At 42.1% G+C, this 16,817-nt stretch carries 9 protein-coding genes; 6 read left to right on the top strand and 3 right to left on the bottom strand.

Translation table 11 applies throughout. The features are described from left to right. Positions 1 to 84 precede the first annotated feature (84 nt). The 5 genes from KKZ03_RS19860 (at position 85) to KKZ03_RS19840 (ending at position 7,914) form a co-directional block, all read left to right on the top strand. On the top strand, positions 85 to 1,563 hold the full coding sequence (locus tag KKZ03_RS19860; protein WP_243218484.1) for a trypsin-like serine protease: 1,479 nt from the start codon (positions 85 to 87) through the stop codon (positions 1,561 to 1,563). Positions 1,564 to 1,939: 376 nt separating this feature from the next. Further along, on the top strand, positions 1,940 to 2,896 hold the full coding sequence (locus KKZ03_RS19855; protein WP_243218483.1) for a glycosyltransferase family 2 protein: 957 nt from the start codon (positions 1,940 to 1,942) through the stop codon (positions 2,894 to 2,896). A 308-nt stretch (positions 2,897 to 3,204) separates the two neighbouring features. Continuing rightward, positions 3,205 to 4,551 (top strand): ABC transporter ATP-binding protein, encoded by a 1,347-nt coding sequence (locus KKZ03_RS19850; protein WP_243218482.1) that lies wholly within the window; start codon positions 3,205 to 3,207, stop codon positions 4,549 to 4,551. Positions 4,552 to 4,661: 110 nt separating this feature from the next. Next, on the top strand, positions 4,662 to 5,744 hold the full coding sequence (locus tag KKZ03_RS19845; RefSeq protein WP_243218481.1) for a class I SAM-dependent methyltransferase: 1,083 nt from the start codon (positions 4,662 to 4,664) through the stop codon (positions 5,742 to 5,744). A gap of 256 nt (positions 5,745 to 6,000) precedes the next feature. Next, on the top strand, positions 6,001 to 7,914 hold the full coding sequence (locus KKZ03_RS19840; protein WP_243218480.1) for a methyltransferase domain-containing protein: 1,914 nt from the start codon (positions 6,001 to 6,003) through the stop codon (positions 7,912 to 7,914). A gap of 153 nt (positions 7,915 to 8,067) precedes the next feature. Here the strand turns inward: KKZ03_RS19840 and KKZ03_RS19835 are convergent, their stop codons facing one another. Genes KKZ03_RS19835 through KKZ03_RS19825 form a run of 3 tightly spaced genes read right to left on the bottom strand, consistent with a single transcriptional unit; the run spans position 8,068 to position 12,516 of the window. Further along, the gene (locus KKZ03_RS19835; RefSeq protein WP_243218479.1) at positions 8,068 to 9,435 is read right to left on the bottom strand and encodes a TolC family outer membrane protein; all 1,368 of its coding nucleotides are present in this window, start codon (positions 9,433 to 9,435) and stop codon (positions 8,068 to 8,070) included. 6 nt (positions 9,436 to 9,441) lie between these two features. Further along, positions 9,442 to 10,770, bottom strand: a complete 1,329-nt coding sequence (locus tag KKZ03_RS19830) for an HlyD family type I secretion periplasmic adaptor subunit (protein ID WP_243218478.1) — start codon at positions 10,768 to 10,770, stop codon at positions 9,442 to 9,444. Positions 10,771 to 10,776: 6 nt separating this feature from the next. Then, positions 10,777 to 12,516: a type I secretion system permease/ATPase gene (locus KKZ03_RS19825; protein ID WP_243218477.1), complete on the bottom strand. Its 1,740-nt coding sequence runs from the start codon at positions 12,514 to 12,516 to the stop codon at positions 10,777 to 10,779. A 299-nt stretch (positions 12,517 to 12,815) separates the two neighbouring features. Between KKZ03_RS19825 and KKZ03_RS19820 the strand changes: the two genes are divergently transcribed. After that, a complete protein-coding gene (locus tag KKZ03_RS19820) occupies positions 12,816 to 16,727 on the top strand; it encodes a DUF3683 domain-containing protein (protein WP_243218476.1) in 3,912 nt (1,303 codons plus the stop codon). The last annotated feature ends 90 nt before the right edge of the window (positions 16,728 to 16,817 follow it).

Raw genomic sequence — 16,817 nt, 5'->3', positions numbered from 1 at the left:
AATGAACAGTGCTTATTATTACAGCAGGCAATTGCTTTACTTTCTTACTTGGTAAATTAATCACTTGTTATCCGGAGCACACTAATGATTGAGCTTAACTTTAGCGAACGAAATAGTCAGCCATACAACAATATTGGGCTGATAAAGACAACATGGTCTGATGGTTCAATAACTCTGGGTACCTGTAGTCTCGTTGGGCGAAACGACATTTTGACAGCTGGCCATTGTGTATTTAATCCTGATGAAAAAGGATGGGCCACAGGCTTTGAATTTTATTTTGGGGCTGATTACAACTCTAATACCGGAGCGTTCGAATCATGGATTTCAAATCCAACTTTCTCGAAATGGACAGCGAATGCCTGGACATCGCAAATCTATTCTGATGGAAATAACCAGACGATGCTGCAAAGCGAATCCCAGTTTGATGTTGCGTTAATAGGTATTGATAATCCAATTGGCGACACACTGGGTTGGTTGGAATTAGATCCCGGTTATAACGGAAACCAGGCAGCAATAGCGGTTGGTTATCCAGTTGGATCCACCGGGATGATGATGCAATCAGCATCGGTTTTTAACATTTGGGACTACGGTATTTACGAATCACTAGTAGAGGTTATGGGAGCAGGAAGCTCTGGGGGCCCGCTTTTGGTCGGTAATTCTGTTATTGGCGTTAAAAGTACCGGCACATGGTGGGCCGATATTGGTAACTCTTTTGTTTACAATACGATCATTACCGAGTTATCGCAGAATAATACTTTGTTAAACAGCGTCACTACTGATACTTCAGGAAATGATACTTTAGTGGGTACAAGTGGTGATGATTTATTTGATGGTGGTGCTGGCAATGACACCGTAATTTTTAACTTCAATAAGAGTGCTGTTACTGAAATCGGTCGCTCAAGTGACGGCAATACTCTGATGGTCAAGAGCTTGGAAGGTACGGATACCTTGTTGAATATTGAAAACCTGAGTTTTTTGGATGCAAATTTATCGATTAATGAATTTATTGCGCAATACACGCCAGTGCCTCTGTTTTCCTCAAGTGCCAGCGACGGCACGTCGAGTTATGTTATGCCCGCCAAATACACCGGTCCGGTCACTTTTTTAGAGTATGAGTTACTGGGTAAGTCAACCGGGGATGTGATTATCGGATCAACAGGCAATGACTTTATGAACTTACTGGCTGGTGACGATGCCGCCAATGGCGGTGCCGGTAATGACGTGCTTGATGGCGGTACAGGCTCCAACTTTTTGACCGGTGGCAGCGGTAACGATACGATATTTTTGGATGGTCGCGGAGGTTCCATCACCTGGTCAACCGTAACCGACTTTAGTGTGGGTGATCAAATCAATATATGGGGCTGGAATAATGGCGTCAGCAAGCAGGTATTTGCTATGGAAAATCAGGGCGCGGATGGTTATAAAGGTGCCACCTATCATTATGACTTAAATAATGATCGCCTTATTGATACGTCCATCACCTTGACCGGTTTGGCGTTGTCTCAAATACCGACAGGCGTTTCAAAGGATGTGGCGGGCAATGGTTATTTGTTTATAGGTTGATTTAGCGTGGGTTTTATGGCTATTTGCAACAGTATTTATACTATAATATGGATTGAATATATTGATAATTAACTGAGTAAATGCAAAAAATAATATTTCAATCAAAGAGTTATAATATTTATTAATTTTATCCCGCTATAGATTTTCAGATAAATAATTATTATGCACACAGATACTATCCTTTGATATGAATGGTATCTGTGTGTGATTACAGCGATGTAAATTGGAAATTTAATTTCTGAAAGTTTATAGAAATCGATTCAATAATAAAAAATATAGAAAATTTATTACTGTATATTATGCCAATAATCTCAGGAACCAAGTTCTTGGCCAGCGTCTTGGTTATAAGCCAATAAATAAGAATTAATTAAATTTTATGAAGAATGAGCACGTTCAGCTTGAGGCGGATAATGCGCCTGCTGTTGCAATCCTCATGGGGACATATAATGGCGGGAAGTATATAGCTGAACAGCTTGATTCAATTTGCAGGCAGACCTTCAAAAATTGGAAAATCATTATCAGTGATGATGGCTCCATTGACAATACGCTGGATATTATTAGAGATTACCAGAAAAAAACAGGTTCTGATCGCATTATCTTAAAGCAAGGACCATCAACTGGTTTTGCTGATAATTTTATGGCTTTGGCCAGTGATTCTGACATAAAAGCCGATTATTATTTTTTCTCCGATCAAGACGATATTTGGTTACCCGATAAATTGGAACGGGCTGTTAACTGTCTAAAAGTGACCAATGCCAACAAGCCATCATTGTACGGCAGCAGCACCTTGCTTGGCGATGAGCATGGCGTAATTTACGAGAAGTCTCATATTTACCTTTTCCCCAAGAATTTCAGAAATGCAATTGTTCAATGTGTTGTAGGGGGTAATTCTTTGGCATTCAATCAGGCTTTTAAAAATATTATCGAACAAATTAGTCCGGTGAAAGTGGTCTCTCACGATTGGTGGATGTATCAATTAATTACAGCAATTGATGGTTATTTTTATTACGATGAAGAGCCCACCTTGATTTATAGACAGCATCCTCAAGCAGTTGTTGGCGCTAATACCTCAATGGTTTCACGAATTAACAGGGTAAGCATGGTTTTAAAAGGCAGATTTAAAAATTGGAATGATATTAATATTTTAGCTTTGGATCGAATTCGTCATTTAATGAGTACCGAAGCTGTTGAAACATTACATTATTTCAAACTTGCCAGAACGGCCAAATCATTTAAAGATCGGGTAAGACTATTGAACATCAGTGGGGTTTTTAGACAAAGCCGACAAGGTACCGTATCTTTATTTATTGCAGTCATTATTCAAAAGATTTAAGTCATTGCAATTGAGGATAATACTGTAAAATCCCCTTAATACTCCTTTTTCAAAGGGGAGCAAAGCGAGGGGGTTTAATAATTACATGCCGGTAAGATATTTGTTAATTGCGTGTAAATCCCAATCATTAGAAATTGTTTCAATACATAAGACGGTAACCAAAAAGTTTCAATTTTCGTAATCGTTCAGTCGCCCTCTTTGAAAAAGAGGGGTTAGGGGAGATTTTATAAGATAAATCCCTCTCAATACCCCCTTTATTAAGGGGGAGGTGAAAAACTATAAAGTTTTCAGGGAAGCAACAATTAGTCATGACTGACATCGCCATAAAAGTTGAACAACTCAGTAAATGCTACCAAATTTATGATAATCCGCGTGACCGGCTGAAGCAGTTTGTGCTACCGCGTTTGCAACGTTTGGCAGGGCAAGCGCCAAAACAATATTTTCGTGAATTTTGGGCGCTTAAAGACCTTTCTTTTGAAGTCAAAAAAGGTGAAACCGTTGGTATTATCGGGCGCAATGGTAGTGGTAAATCCACCTTGCTGCAAATGATCTGCGGTACGCTCAACCCAACCAGTGGTAGCGTTCAAACCAAAGGGCGGGTGGCGGCTTTATTGGAGCTCGGTTCCGGTTTTAATCCTGAATTTACCGGGCGCGAGAATGTGTATATGAATGCCTCTGTGCTGGGTTTAAGCAATCAAGAAATTGACGCACGTTTCGCTGATATTGTTGCTTTTGCTGATATCGGTGAATTTATCGAGCAACCGGTGAAAACTTATTCCAGTGGTATGATGGTACGGCTGGCTTTTGCTGTTATTGCCCATGTGGATGCCGATATTTTGGTGGTGGATGAAGCGCTGGCGGTCGGTGATGCCGTGTTTATACAAAAATGTATGCGTTTTATTCGCCATTTTCAGGAACATGGTTCGCTGATTTTTGTCAGTCACGATACCGCCTCGGTGCAGAGCCTGTGCGAGTCCGGCATCTGGCTTAATAATGGTAGAATGGAAGCTATCGGTACGGCAAAGCGCGTTTCTGAAGCCTACTTGCAGTATACGTTGCAGGAGATCTACGGTGAGGAGTCAGTGCTGACCTCAATAGAACCTCGTGTAATTGATGATGCAACCGATTCAGATAAAGAAGCTGCACAGATAATCGACTATGGTGTTGTTGCTACAGTAAGAGACAATGTTGATGCAGCGAGTGGCTGGAAAAGTGGCCAGGCGGCTATCGTTGCTGTTTCGCTTACACGACTGTCGCCTGGTCAGGAAGGTGTCTTTGAAGGTGGTGAGCACGTTCGCATGACCGTACACGCCAAAGCGAGTAAATCCTTGCAAAACCCGATTCTGGGGTTTTTAGTGCGGGATCGTTTGGGGCAGGATTTATTCGGCGAAAACACCCTGGCTTTTACGCATCTTAAGCCTGCCCCGATAGCAGCAGGTAGGTTATTCGAGGGTATCTTTGAATTTAAATTACCCATGCTTCCTAATGGGCAGTATGCTGTTATGGTCTCTGTTGCGGATGGTGATATTCATGAGCATATACAGCATCATTGGATGCATGATGCACTGATAATTACGGTTTTATCCAGTAAAGTTCGCTACGGGATAATTGGACTTTCGTTTGAGCGAGTGGAGCTGGCAGTAATTAATGAATAAGCTAATACTTTAATACGTAAAATACACTGGCAAGTTGTCCGACAAATGGCTCCTGAAAGAAAAGGGATCGGTTAGTATAAAGTTTAAATCCATCAAGTTAATAATAAATAATGACCATTAAAAAAAACCTTACCGAACTTTATCAAGAGAGTTCTGGCAAAGTATCGCTCAAATGGGAGTTGTATTTAAAAGAATATGACCGTGTCCTCGCCGAGTATCAAGACAGGCCTGTTAATATTTTGGAGATAGGTGTTCAGAACGGTGGGTCTTTAGAGGTTTGGAGTCAATACTTTAGAAATGCCCAGCGTATTGTGGGTGTTGATATTGACCAAAAATGTCAAAGTCTTATTTATTCTGATGATAGAGTTAAAGTGATTATTGGTGATTGTTGTCAACAAGATGTGCTAGAGAAAATTACTGGGCAAACAGCTACTTTTGATTTTGTTTTTGATGATGGCTCTCATAAATCTGCTGATATTATTAAAGCGTTTTTGTCGTATTTCCCCAAGTTAACTATCGATGGGGTGTATATCATCGAAGATTTGCATTGTAGTTATTGGGCAAATTATGAAGGCGGTCTTTTTGATTCGTATTCTTCAATTGCTTTTATAAAAAAATTAATTGATATTGTTAACCACCAGCATTGGCAGAACGGTATGTCAATTAACCAGTATATGGGAAATTTCCTAATCCAATCAGGATTGGATCCGTTAGTGATTAATGTCGATTTCCTTAATCAAATCCATTCCATAGAATTAATTAATTCCCTGTGTATTATTAAAAAAAAGCCCGTTTGGGCTAATATTATTGGGAAATTAACGATAAGAGGTTCTGACGATAGTATTGTTCTTGAAGGTGAAAAGCCGGTTATGGAGCAGGCAATAAAGTTACAGAATCAAAATGAAAATATTTTTTCTACGCCGGCTTATCAAAATAATACTGATTTTGACATAAAACTGGCGATGCTAAGGGATAAATTAATTTCAAACAAAGTCATAATCCAAGAGAAGGAGCAAGATATAGCCAGCCTGCGCCATGAAAATTATGATTTACACAAAAAGCTTTATGAGATTACTACGCAGTTAAATCAATGCGGCGAAGTGGTTCAATCCCTTAATCAGGTCATTGAAGCTAATAAAGCGGGCATTATTTTCCGATGTATAAGAAAATTACAGGATTTAACTGGCAGATGATTATTAATAATGGTTATTTCCTTACAAGATAAGTTTTTTCTGACGACTTTTTAAATCCTTCTAGGAGGCTGTCCGAGAATAGGAGTCGTAGCGAGGGAAAGCCATTTTGAGTCAGATTTTTTGGTCATTTGAGGCGAATAGTTGTTCTATTTAACGAAAATGGGCGGAAGATCTGGCCGAAATGGTTTTTCCGCAGTAGATTCTCTATTCTCGGACAGCCTCCTAGTTATAACTGGTGCAAATTTAATCCAATATCATGACTTACATATCGACTATTGATACCACTAACAAAAATAATTCACATACCATTGCGATCGATTTCTTTCTGGAAAAATCCAATAATAGTGAATGCTTAACAATTCTTGATGTGGGTTGTTCCGAAGGGTATTTAGGGGGATATTTTAAAACTTTAGGTCACACGGTTATCGGTGTTGAAATGAATCCAAAGGCCGCCAAAAAGGCGCGTGAGGTATTGGATTTTGTTTATAACGGTAGTATTAAAGATTATTTTACCGAGTATAACGATGAAAAATTTGATGCCATTTTTTTTGGTGATGTTTTAGAGCATATTGCAGATCCAAATGAAGTTCTTGAAATTTGCCATAAACATTTAAATAAAAATGGTTTCATTATTGCTTCTTTGCCCAATGTTGCCCATGCCGCTATCAGAGTACTGTTGCTGGAAGGGCGTTGGGAATATTCGGATTTAGGAATATTGGATAGAACGCACCTGCGTTTTTTTACCAAAGACAGTGCCAGGCTATTATTTGAACAAGCGCATTATGACATTGAACGTATTGGTCAGGTTCATTTGCCGATTGAGTTGGTTGGTCAATTATGTAATTTAAATTTGAATCAAAAATATATTGATCTGGTCAGTAATCTGGTTTCTGATGAACCTGACGCCATGGTATTTCAGAATATATTTCTTGCAGAACCAAGGCGCGAAAATGCAGTAAGAATTGTTGCTTATGTCCCCAATAAAGATTTGTCCTTGTATGATATACGCATTAAGAATCCTTTGGATAATTGGAAAAATCGATACAATGGGGGTATCAGATATAGAGATTACAACGAAATCAGGCTTGATGATCTTTATTGGGGGGATGTCTTTGTATTTCAACGCTCAGGCGGTGAATATATATTAAATCTGATGTCTGTTTTGCAGAAACATGGCAAAAAATGTGTTTTTGAGCTGGATGATTTGCTAACTGAAATTCCTGATTTTTTAGCGCATCACAAAATGAGTTCCGATACGTTGAACACTTATTTAGAGGTTATTACTAAAGCCGATTTAGTCACCACCACAACCCAGCGCTTAGCCGATAAATTTTTGGAGATGAACCCTCTGGTTTGCTGCATACCTAATTGTACGGAGTCATTCGGTTTGCCGTTGGCAAAACACTCAAGCCAATTAACTAACAAGATAACCTTGGTAGTCGCCTCTTCGGATCGAGTATTAGTTGACTTTTTGGCACCGGCATTGCTAAAAATACAAGCAAACTATTCCGCTAATTATGAGATTTTTGTGATTGGACCGCCAGGAGATTATCTGGAAAGTTATGGTATTAAAATCACCAGATCTGATTTAGTTAGCCACACTGATTTTAAAAAATTATTAAGTGGTTTAATCAATCCTGTTGGACTGATTCCTTTAGATAATTCTGTATTTAGTTCCTGCAAAAGTCCTATTAAATTTTTTGATTATGCCTTGGCTGGTATGCCCGTAATATGTTCCAATGTCCCGCCTTATTCCGACTATGTTATTAACGGTGAAACAGGCGTTTTGGTTAACAATGATACTGACAGTTGGGTTACGGCGATATTAAAGCTGGGTGACTCGTTTGAGTTAAGAAATCTGCTGGCTCAAAAGGCAATTGAATATGTTAACCAATCATTTTCATTGGATGTGGCGGGTGATGCCTGGCAATCTGTTGTTAATAAACTGGCTATTTCAAGGGCAGAAGATGTAGCCTTATTGAAGCCGGAAACCTATCAAGTTGGGATTCTTAAGACAGCAATTGATGCTAATGGCATTCATTTGGAAGTGAAAACGAGTGTTTCCCGGATTTTTCGGCAATTGCTGAGCCCTGCTGTCTATCTTAAAATTTACAGGGTTATACGTACTGAAGGCTTTAGCGGGTTACTTCAAAGACTAAAAAGAATTTGATTTAAAAATGTTTCCTGAGTAAAAAACCAGCTCCAATGTCTTGCAGAAGTTAAATTTGCTCAGAACGAATGGTTAAAGTTGACCAATTTTTTGCGTAGCCATTTATCATAGAATATATATAGCTATAGAATCTGTATGCTATTAAAGGTACTTTTAATTTGAATTTATTTTTGATTGTTTTGGCATGACTTGCAACCAATTATTAACTTCGATCATATTTTCCTGGCTTATTAAGCCGACAGCTGTCATAAAACGCATCCTGTTTTTTATATAGCTGTATTTTGCCTGTGATAAATCTCTTTTGGATTTAAATTCACCTTGTTGGGCATTTAATACATCAGTGATGGTTTGAACACCATAACCAAAACCACTTTCCATTGCCTGTCTGGATTTAATAGCGGATTCTAGCGCTTTACGGGTTGCACTAATTCGTCTGACACTGGCATTGGAACTTAAAAAAGAATCGCTGGTTTCTTTAATTAAGGTACGAATTTTGGCTTCATTTTCATATTTGCTGATAGACAATTTATGTTGAGCCTCAAACATACGGTTGGTCGTTGTCCCTCCGGTAAATAAAGGAATGTTAACGTTTATTGCGGCTACTTGGGTTTCATAGTTACTGCCCAAATTGATGCTTTGATACCCGGTGTTGGTAGCATTATAATTTAGTTGCATGTCAACCACAGGTAAATATCTTGATTTTTGTACGGCTACATTGTCACTTGCCGCTGCTATGGCACTGAGTTGGGCTGCCAGAGTAGGGTTCTCACTTTTAGCGACTTCAATCCAATCTTTAAGTGCACCATCCAGTTTTTTGTAGTCTATTTCATCACGCAATTGATAGAGTGCTACCGGTTCGGTATTGGTTAATTCTTTTAAACTTTCCCGAGCTGTGGCCAATAGCGTTTCCGCTTCAATTTCAGTGGCTTTTATCTGATCTATTCGGGCTTCTACTTCGTATAAGTCAGTGACTAAAACAAGTTGCTTGGCATACTGTTTTTGGACCTGTTCCAGTTGTTTTAAGGTGCTTTCACTTTCTGCCTGAAGATAATGTAACTGGTCTTCAGCTTCAAGCACATCAAAATACTTTTCGACTACATTAAACATCAGGGCGTGCTGTGCTTCAATATTTTCTGAAGCGTATTGGTTTTCAATTTCCTGCGCACGTCGCCAGTCCCAAAACTTGGCAAAATCAAGCACCGTTTGTGTCAATGAAACCGTATAACGGGTACCGTTATAATTAGATGTGCAGGGTGGGTTTGAACAAGCGCTACTTGGCACGCCAGAGACGCCTGAAGCTTGACTGTTTTTCGACCAATTTGTATTGGCGCTTATTTGTGGCAGCATTTGACCCAGAGCTTGACCTTTTTGTGCAGCACCTATTTCAACTTTTAATGACGCCGTTTGTAACTGCGGATCAGCGTCTAATGCTTGTTGATAGATAGTAAGTAAGTCTTCAGCTTTACCAACACCTGTGTACAGGATAGTCAGACAAGCGATGAGTAGTGGTAGTTTTTTCATGAGGCCTCAATCTTCTATAAATGCGCGGGCAAAAGCATTAGTAATGGGCTGCATCAGGTATTCAAAGACCGTTCTTTCACCGGTATTGATCAGTACTTCTGCGGGCATTCCTGGTAGTAATTCAAGATCTCCCAATTTTTGAAAGCTGTCCGGGGTTAATTCAATTTGCGCCAGATAATAAGGTTGTTCGGTTTTTTCATCAGTTAACCGGTCTGCTGATAAATTAATGACTTTACCTTGCATTTTTGGTGTTAAGGCCTGTTTAAAGGCACTAAACCTGACTTCTGCGAGTAATCCTGCTCTGACTCTGTCTATATCCATCGGTGATACTTGAGCATCAATGATTAATTCTTCTTGCTGCGGGACAATATCGAGTATGGGTTTACCGGGTGAAATGACACCGCCCACGTTATGGACGGATAAGCCCAATACACGACCATTGGCAGGTGCAATGATAACCGTTCTGGCTACTTTGTCTCTGGTTGCCACCAGACGTTGGGCAACGTCATATAACTCCGCTTGCACTTCACCGAGTTTAAGTGCAACTTCTTCCTGGAACTTTTTTTGTAGCTGTAAAATTTGTAATTTTGTTTCGCCAATCTGGATTTCATTGCCTGCAATTTCAGAGCTTAAGGCGGCAACTTCTCCGGTAACTTGTGCATGATTACGTTCAATATCCCGCAGTCTTTGTTTGTCGGCAAATCCTTCGGCCAATAATTCTTTTAGATCATGAACTTCATCACCATAAGAGATCATTAAGGCTTCTTTACTACTACGTTGGCCTTGCAGACCCTTTATTTTTGATCCCAACTGGCTTATTCTTTGGTTTAAAACCGATATTTCACCTTGTAGCGCGCTTTTTCGGGCACTAAATAGTTGGCTTTCTCCATGTGTTGCCTGAGCAATATGGGGGTCAGACAGGTCGTGCAGCTCATCAGGGAAATTAATTTGATTCTGTTGGTCTCTTTCTGCCATAAGCCGGGCTATTTGCGCTGACAAGGTGATGTGTTGGCCGCGAATGATTTCCAGTTGTGCTTTAACTTCGGTACCATCAAGTATTAGTAATACATCGCCGGCCTTGACGACATCACCATCTTTTGCCATTAATTGACTGACTATGCCACCATCCAGATGTTGTACGGTTTTTCTATGAGATTTTACGGTGACATAGCCAGGTGCCAAGGCTGCGCTATCTATGGGAGCCAGATAACCCCATGTCCCCAAAATACCGAAGGTAGCAATGAGGATAACAACGCCAATAGTACGAATTGACCGGTCGTCAGTCAATAGCGGGATTCCTGTAACTGTAGTTACTTGTGCAAGCCGTTCTTTCATGTCTGATTATGCCCGAGTAGTTAGGGTGCCGGCTGCCTGAGGAGCCTGTGTCGGTGATGTCGCCATTTGTTGCTGTTGAAAATGCGCCATGACCTCGTCCTTGGGCCCATAAATAGAAACAAGTCCGTCATTTAAGATGAGCAGCTTGTCTACATTTGCCAGGACATTATTTCGATGAGTAATAACAATAACAGTGGCTCTTTTATGCTTTAAACGCTGGATCGCATTTCCCAAGGCAAACTCGCCTTGCTCATCCAGATTTGAGTTTGGTTCGTCCAGCACCACTACGACAGGATCACCGTAAAGTGCTCTGGCCAAACCGATACGCTGGCGTTGACCACCGGATAAGTTACCGCCGCTTGCGCCTATCAGTGTGTCATAGCCTTCCGGTAAACGTAAAATCAGGTCATGCACATCGGCCATTTTGGCGGCAGTAATCACTTTTTCCGAATCTATATCACCAAAACGCGCAATGTTTTCACTGATGGTGCCTTCAAATAGCTCTATATCTTGTGGCAAGTAGCCAATATAAGGACCTAATTCATCACGACTCCAGGCAAAAACGTCCGCGCCATCCAGACGAATTTTCCCGTTCGCGGTCGGCCAGATACCCAATAAGGCGCGGGCAAAAGTAGATTTCCCCGCTCCGCTGGGACCAATTACGCCAATTACATCACCTTTTGCAATGCCTAAGGTAATGCCTTTTAAAACCGGTGTTTTTGCTCCAGGAGGAATGACTACGGCAGCTTCTATCTGGAAAGTACCTTCTGGTGCTGGTAAGGTCATTTTCTCGGTTTCGGCCGGTATCTGAAGCAATAATTCATTAAGGCGATGGTATTGCCCACGCGCAGTAATAAAACCTTTCCAGGTACCAATCAACAAATCGATAGGTGCAAGCGCGCGGCCTAACAGAATGGAACCGCCGATCATTAAGCCGGGTGTTATTTCATTCTCTATCACTAAATAGGCACCCAGGCCTAAAATTAAGGATTGTGATGACAGTCGAATAACTTTTGATATGCCGCTAATTAAACCGGCGCGAGAACTTGCTGTTGCCTGTAATACTAAAACTTGTTTTGTACCTTCAAGCCATCGCAGTTGAATATTTCGCAACATCCCCATGGACTCAATAACTTCAGCATTTCTGAGGTTTTTATTGACCAGACCACGGCCTGTCATCGCCAAATTATTGGCTTCGCCCAATAATTTACCGGTAGACTTTTCCTGAATGATGGCGACGATAACCAGTATTATCGAAGTGCCTATAGCTGCCCACCCGTATAAAGGATGAAAAATAAACATAACGGCAATGTAGACAGGCATCCAAGGCACATCAAAAAAAGCAAACAGGCCGTTGCCAGTCATAAATTGCCTTAAGGATGTCAAGTCATCGAGGGGTTGCGAGCTTGCTCGTTGTCCACCTGTATAGAGTGATTGTTTATAAGCGACCTGAAACAATCTTTCATTAAGTAGTGTTTCCAATCGTGAGCTAACCCTGACCAGTATCTGTGAACGTACCCATTCCAAGGCGCCCATCGTCAAAAATAGTACGATTACTATCAAGGTTAACATTAACAGGGTTGATCGATTTCCGGTAGGTACTACTCGATCATATAATTGCAGCATGTAAATAGTTGGAACAAGCTGCAACAAATTAATAACCATGCTGAATCCGGCAGCTGATATAAAAGCTCCTTTACACAGAGCTAATGCTTCTTCCAAATCAGACTTATTTACTCTTTTCATTTGTATAAAATATTAAAACGAATGTTGATTACTTCAATTATGGCATGAATTAAGCTGATGTATGTTACAGTTATATTACAACCGTGTGAATTATACAGCTAGTTGCAGATTGAGCTTTAAAAATTTTTTTGGGTATCTCTCCTGCTAAATGGCTTCATTTTTTGCCAGGGAACGTAAGCAATAGTCTTTATTTGCTAGTAATTTCAATATAATGAAGTCCACACAATTTTTGGTATTTTCGCTCACTTCCGTGAGTGTTACAATGAGCTTTGTCAATCACGTCAAAGCGCAGGATATCAGTGAATTCAACATTCCCCCCCTTGTTTTCCGATGCGTCGCCAGCGCGGCTACGCGAAATTCCTTATAATTACACCTCTTTTTCAGACCGCGAAATTGTTATTCGCCTGTTGGGTGAAGAGAACTGGCTCATTCTGGAATCGCTGCGTGGCGAACGGGTAACCGGTCGTTCTGCAAAAATGCTTTTTGAGGTACTGGGAGATATTTGGGCGGTTCAGCGTAATCCTTATCTTGAAGACGATTTGCTGGATAACCGTAAACGCCGGAAAGCCTTGCTAACAGCATTACGTCATCGTCTTAAACAGATGCAAAAACGCGATGCCGAAGATGAAAGCGAGCATCCTGACCGGACACGTCGGGTTAACTTGTTGATTGACGCTGCACATCAGGCTGTTAATGCCTTTGAAGCGGATTTTAAACGCACTCAAGAAATGCGCCAGAAAGCCTTGGCTTTACTGGCCAAACATACCCGTAAAGACAATATCTGTTTCGATGGTTTTGCCCGTGTCTCTCACGTTACCGATGCTACTGACTGGCGCGTGGAATATCCCTTTGTCGTTTTATATCCTTGTACTGAAGAAGAAGTTGGCCATTTGGTGCGCGATTGTATCAAATTGGGGCTCACCATTATTCCGCGTGGCGGCGGTACCGGTTATACCGGTGGCGCAGTACCGCTGACGCTTTATTCTGCCGTGATTAATACTGAAAAGCTGATTGATATAGGTCTTGTGGAGCAGGAGACAAGTTTGCCGGGTGTTGAGCAGACTTATGCAACGATTAATACCGGTGCCGGTGTAGTGACCCGGCGTGTTATGGATGTGGCTGATATTGCAGGTCTGGTCTTTGCCTGTGACCCTACTTCGGCAGATGCGTCTTGTGTGGGCGGTAATGTGGCGATGAACGCCGGTGGCAAAAAGGCGGTGCTTTGGGGAACGGCATTGGATAATCTACTGTCCTGGCGGATGGTGACGCCGGATGGTAACTGGCTGGATGTTGAGCGATTCAATCATAATTTGGGCAAGATCCACGATCAGGACCAAGTTACCTTTTTATTGAAACGTTTTGACGCTAAAAGAAAAAATTTGCTCTCCGAAGAGCGATTAGTCATTCCTGGTGCAAATTTTCGTAAGGGTGAACTGGGCAAGGACGTTACCGACAAGTTTTTGGGTGGTTTGCCAGGTATTCAAAAAGAAGGCTGCGACGGTATTATTACCTCGGCGTGCTGGATTTTGCACAAAATGCCGTCTTTTACGCGCACTTTTTGTCTGGAATTTTACGGTCAGGTTCGTGAAGCAGTGCCGAGCATCGTCGAGATTCGGGATTATCTGGCAGCCTTGCCTAAAAATGGCGAGCTGCGGGTGATGTTGGCCGGTCTTGAACATCTGGATGAGCGCTATGTAAAAGCAGTCGGTTATGCCAGTAAAGCCAAGAATCATGGTCGGCCAAAAATGGTGCTGATTGGCGATATTGTAGGCGACAATGACAAACAAGTGGCTTTGGCGGCTTCCGAAGTGGTGCGTTTATGTAATGCGCGTGATGCCGAAGGGTTTATTGCAGTCAGTCCTGAAACCCGCCAAACTTTCTGGCTGGATCGGGCGCGGACTGCCGCTATCGCCAAACATACCAACGCCTTTAAAATCAATGAAGATGTCGTGATTCCCTTGCCGCGCATGGGCGATTACTGCGATGGTATCGAACGTATCAATATCGAATTATCACTGCGTAATAAATTACGCTTGTGTCATGCGTTAAGCGACTTTCTGGAAGGTGAATTACCGTTACGTTCTTATGAAAACGGCGTTGACAAAATTGACCTGATCGGTGACCGCCGAGAGCACGCGCTAACGATTATTGAGCAAGTGCGCGAACGCTGGCAGTGGCAGTATGACAATCTCGATTTGCCTTTGCAACAGGCAGATGCGGCTTGCAAGGAACATGGTATTACTGTTGGCGAGTTAACCAATCGCGCTGCGCAGCCAACCCTGTTTCATCGTTTGCAGGATCATTCGTTACGCGTATCCTGGAAGCAGGAATTGCAGCCGTTGTTAAAAAATATTTTCGAGGGTGATAATTTTCGACCGGTTATTGAGCGGATTGATGCCGTACACAAAGAGGTTTTGCGTGGCCGCGTGTTTGTGGCATTGCACATGCATGCCGGGGACGGTAACGTCCATACCAATTTACCGGTCAACTCCGATCATTACGAGATGCTTCAGGAAGCCAATATTGCTGTGGCGCGGATCATGGAGTTGGCGCGTTCTCTGGGTGGCGTGATTTCAGGCGAGCATGGTATCGGCATTACCAAATATGAATTTCTAAGCACTGAAGAGTTGGCCAGTTTTCACGATTACAAACAGCGTGTCGATCCTGAAGGCCGCTTCAATCGCGGAAAACTGATGCCCGGTGCCGGTATGGAGGCAGCTTACACAACTTCGTTTAGTTTGATGGGTTATGAATCCTTGATTCTGCAACAAAGCGATATTGGTGCAATTTCGGATTCCATCAAAGATTGCTTGCGTTGCGGAAAGTGCAAACCCGTTTGTGCCACGCATGTGCCACGCGCCAACTTGTTATATTCGCCGCGCAATAAAATCCTGGCCACGTCACTATTGATAGAAGCCTTTCTTTACGAAGAACAAACCCGGCGCGGTATTTCCATTACCCATTGGAAAGAATTTGAGGATGTAGCGGATCATTGCACCGTGTGTCACAAGTGTTTTAATCCGTGTCCGGTTGATATCGATTTTGGCGACGTGTCCATGAATATGCGTAATCTGCTGCGCAAAATGGGTAAACAGAGTTTTAACCCGGTTAAAACGGCGGCGATTGCATTTTTATCAACCGGTCGTCCCAACAGCATTAAGTTTATGCGTAAGTTGCTGATTGAATGGTCTTATAAAGCCCAGCGGATAGGTAATTTTTTGCTCAGGCCTTGGGGTAAGGCGCAGCTTGCACAGCCGCCGTCATCAACTGGCAAGCCGCCAATGCGTGAATTTGTTATCCATTTTACCAACCGGAAAATGCCTGATAACGTACCGTCCAAAACGGCAAGGGCGCTGTTGGGTATTGAGAGCGATCAAATTGTGCCTATCATCCGGGATAGAAATAAAACCCGTGCCGATTCCGAAGCAGTGTTTTATTTTCCGGGTTGCGGTTCTGAGCGTTTATTTTCTCAGGTAGGTCTGGCTACCCAAGCCATGCTATACGAGATAGGCGTACAGACAGTATTGCCGCCAGGTTATTTGTGTTGCGGTTATCCTCAGCGTGCCGCCGGCCAGTTTGATAAGGCAGAGAAAATATCTACTGATAATCGGGTGCTCTTTCATCGGGTTGCCAATACCTTAAATTATCTGGACATTAAAACCGTTGTGGTTAGTTGTGGAACGTGTTTTGATCAGTTACTGGATTATGAATTTGACAAAATTTTCCCTGGCTGCCGTATGCTCGATATTCATGAATATTTACTGGAAAAAGGCGTCAAGCTGGAGGGTGTTAATGGCACCCGTTATTTGTATCATGATCCTTGCCACAGTCCGATGAAGCAGCAAGATCCGATGAAGACAGTTAATGCCTTGATCGGTGCCGAGGTGCTTAAATCTGAACGTTGCTGCGGCGAATCCGGGACTTTGGCGGTTGCGCGCCCGGACATTTCAACGCAAGTACGTTACAGCAAAGCCGTCGAGTTAAAGAACGATACCGGCAAGGTACGCGCCGATGGCTTCGATGGACCGATTAAGATGCTAACGTCCTGTCCATCTTGCGTACAAGGTTTACAACGCTTTGAGGATGGCGAGGAGCAACTGGATGTGGATTATATTGTTGTGGAAATTGCCCGACATGTGTTGGGTAAAAATTGGATGAAAAATTATATCAAGCAGGCAGGAAGTGGCGGTATAGAAAGAGTATTGTTGTGATTTTTTTTAATCGTGAACTAATTTCCACTATGTTCTTTAACGCACAGACCAAGTTTGGTTTCGTGTGTAGAATCTACAACCAGTGATCAG

The sequence above is a fragment of the Methylobacter sp. S3L5C genome (genome assembly GCF_022788635.1).
Lineage (GTDB): Bacteria > Pseudomonadota > Gammaproteobacteria > Methylococcales > Methylomonadaceae > Methylobacter_C.
This window is presented reverse-complemented; position numbering and strand designations above follow the sequence as displayed.

What these genes read in the sequence shown, in the direction of transcription:
- KKZ03_RS19850 (WP_243218482.1), top strand. Translation starts at nt 3,205, where the DNA reads ATGACTGACATCGCCATAAAAGTTGAACAACTCAGTAAATGCTACCAA.
- KKZ03_RS19835 (WP_243218479.1), bottom strand. Translation starts at nt 9,435, where the DNA reads ATGAAAAAACTACCACTACTCATCGCTTGTCTGACTATCCTGTACACA.
- KKZ03_RS19845 (WP_243218481.1), top strand. Translation starts at nt 4,662, where the DNA reads ATGACCATTAAAAAAAACCTTACCGAACTTTATCAAGAGAGTTCTGGC.
- KKZ03_RS19860 (WP_243218484.1), top strand. Translation starts at nt 85, where the DNA reads ATGATTGAGCTTAACTTTAGCGAACGAAATAGTCAGCCATACAACAAT.
- KKZ03_RS19830 (WP_243218478.1), bottom strand. Translation starts at nt 10,770, where the DNA reads ATGAAAGAACGGCTTGCACAAGTAACTACAGTTACAGGAATCCCGCTA.
- KKZ03_RS19855 (WP_243218483.1), top strand. Translation starts at nt 1,940, where the DNA reads ATGAAGAATGAGCACGTTCAGCTTGAGGCGGATAATGCGCCTGCTGTT.
- KKZ03_RS19825 (WP_243218477.1), bottom strand. Translation starts at nt 12,516, where the DNA reads ATGAAAAGAGTAAATAAGTCTGATTTGGAAGAAGCATTAGCTCTGTGT.
- KKZ03_RS19840 (WP_243218480.1), top strand. Translation starts at nt 6,001, where the DNA reads ATGACTTACATATCGACTATTGATACCACTAACAAAAATAATTCACAT.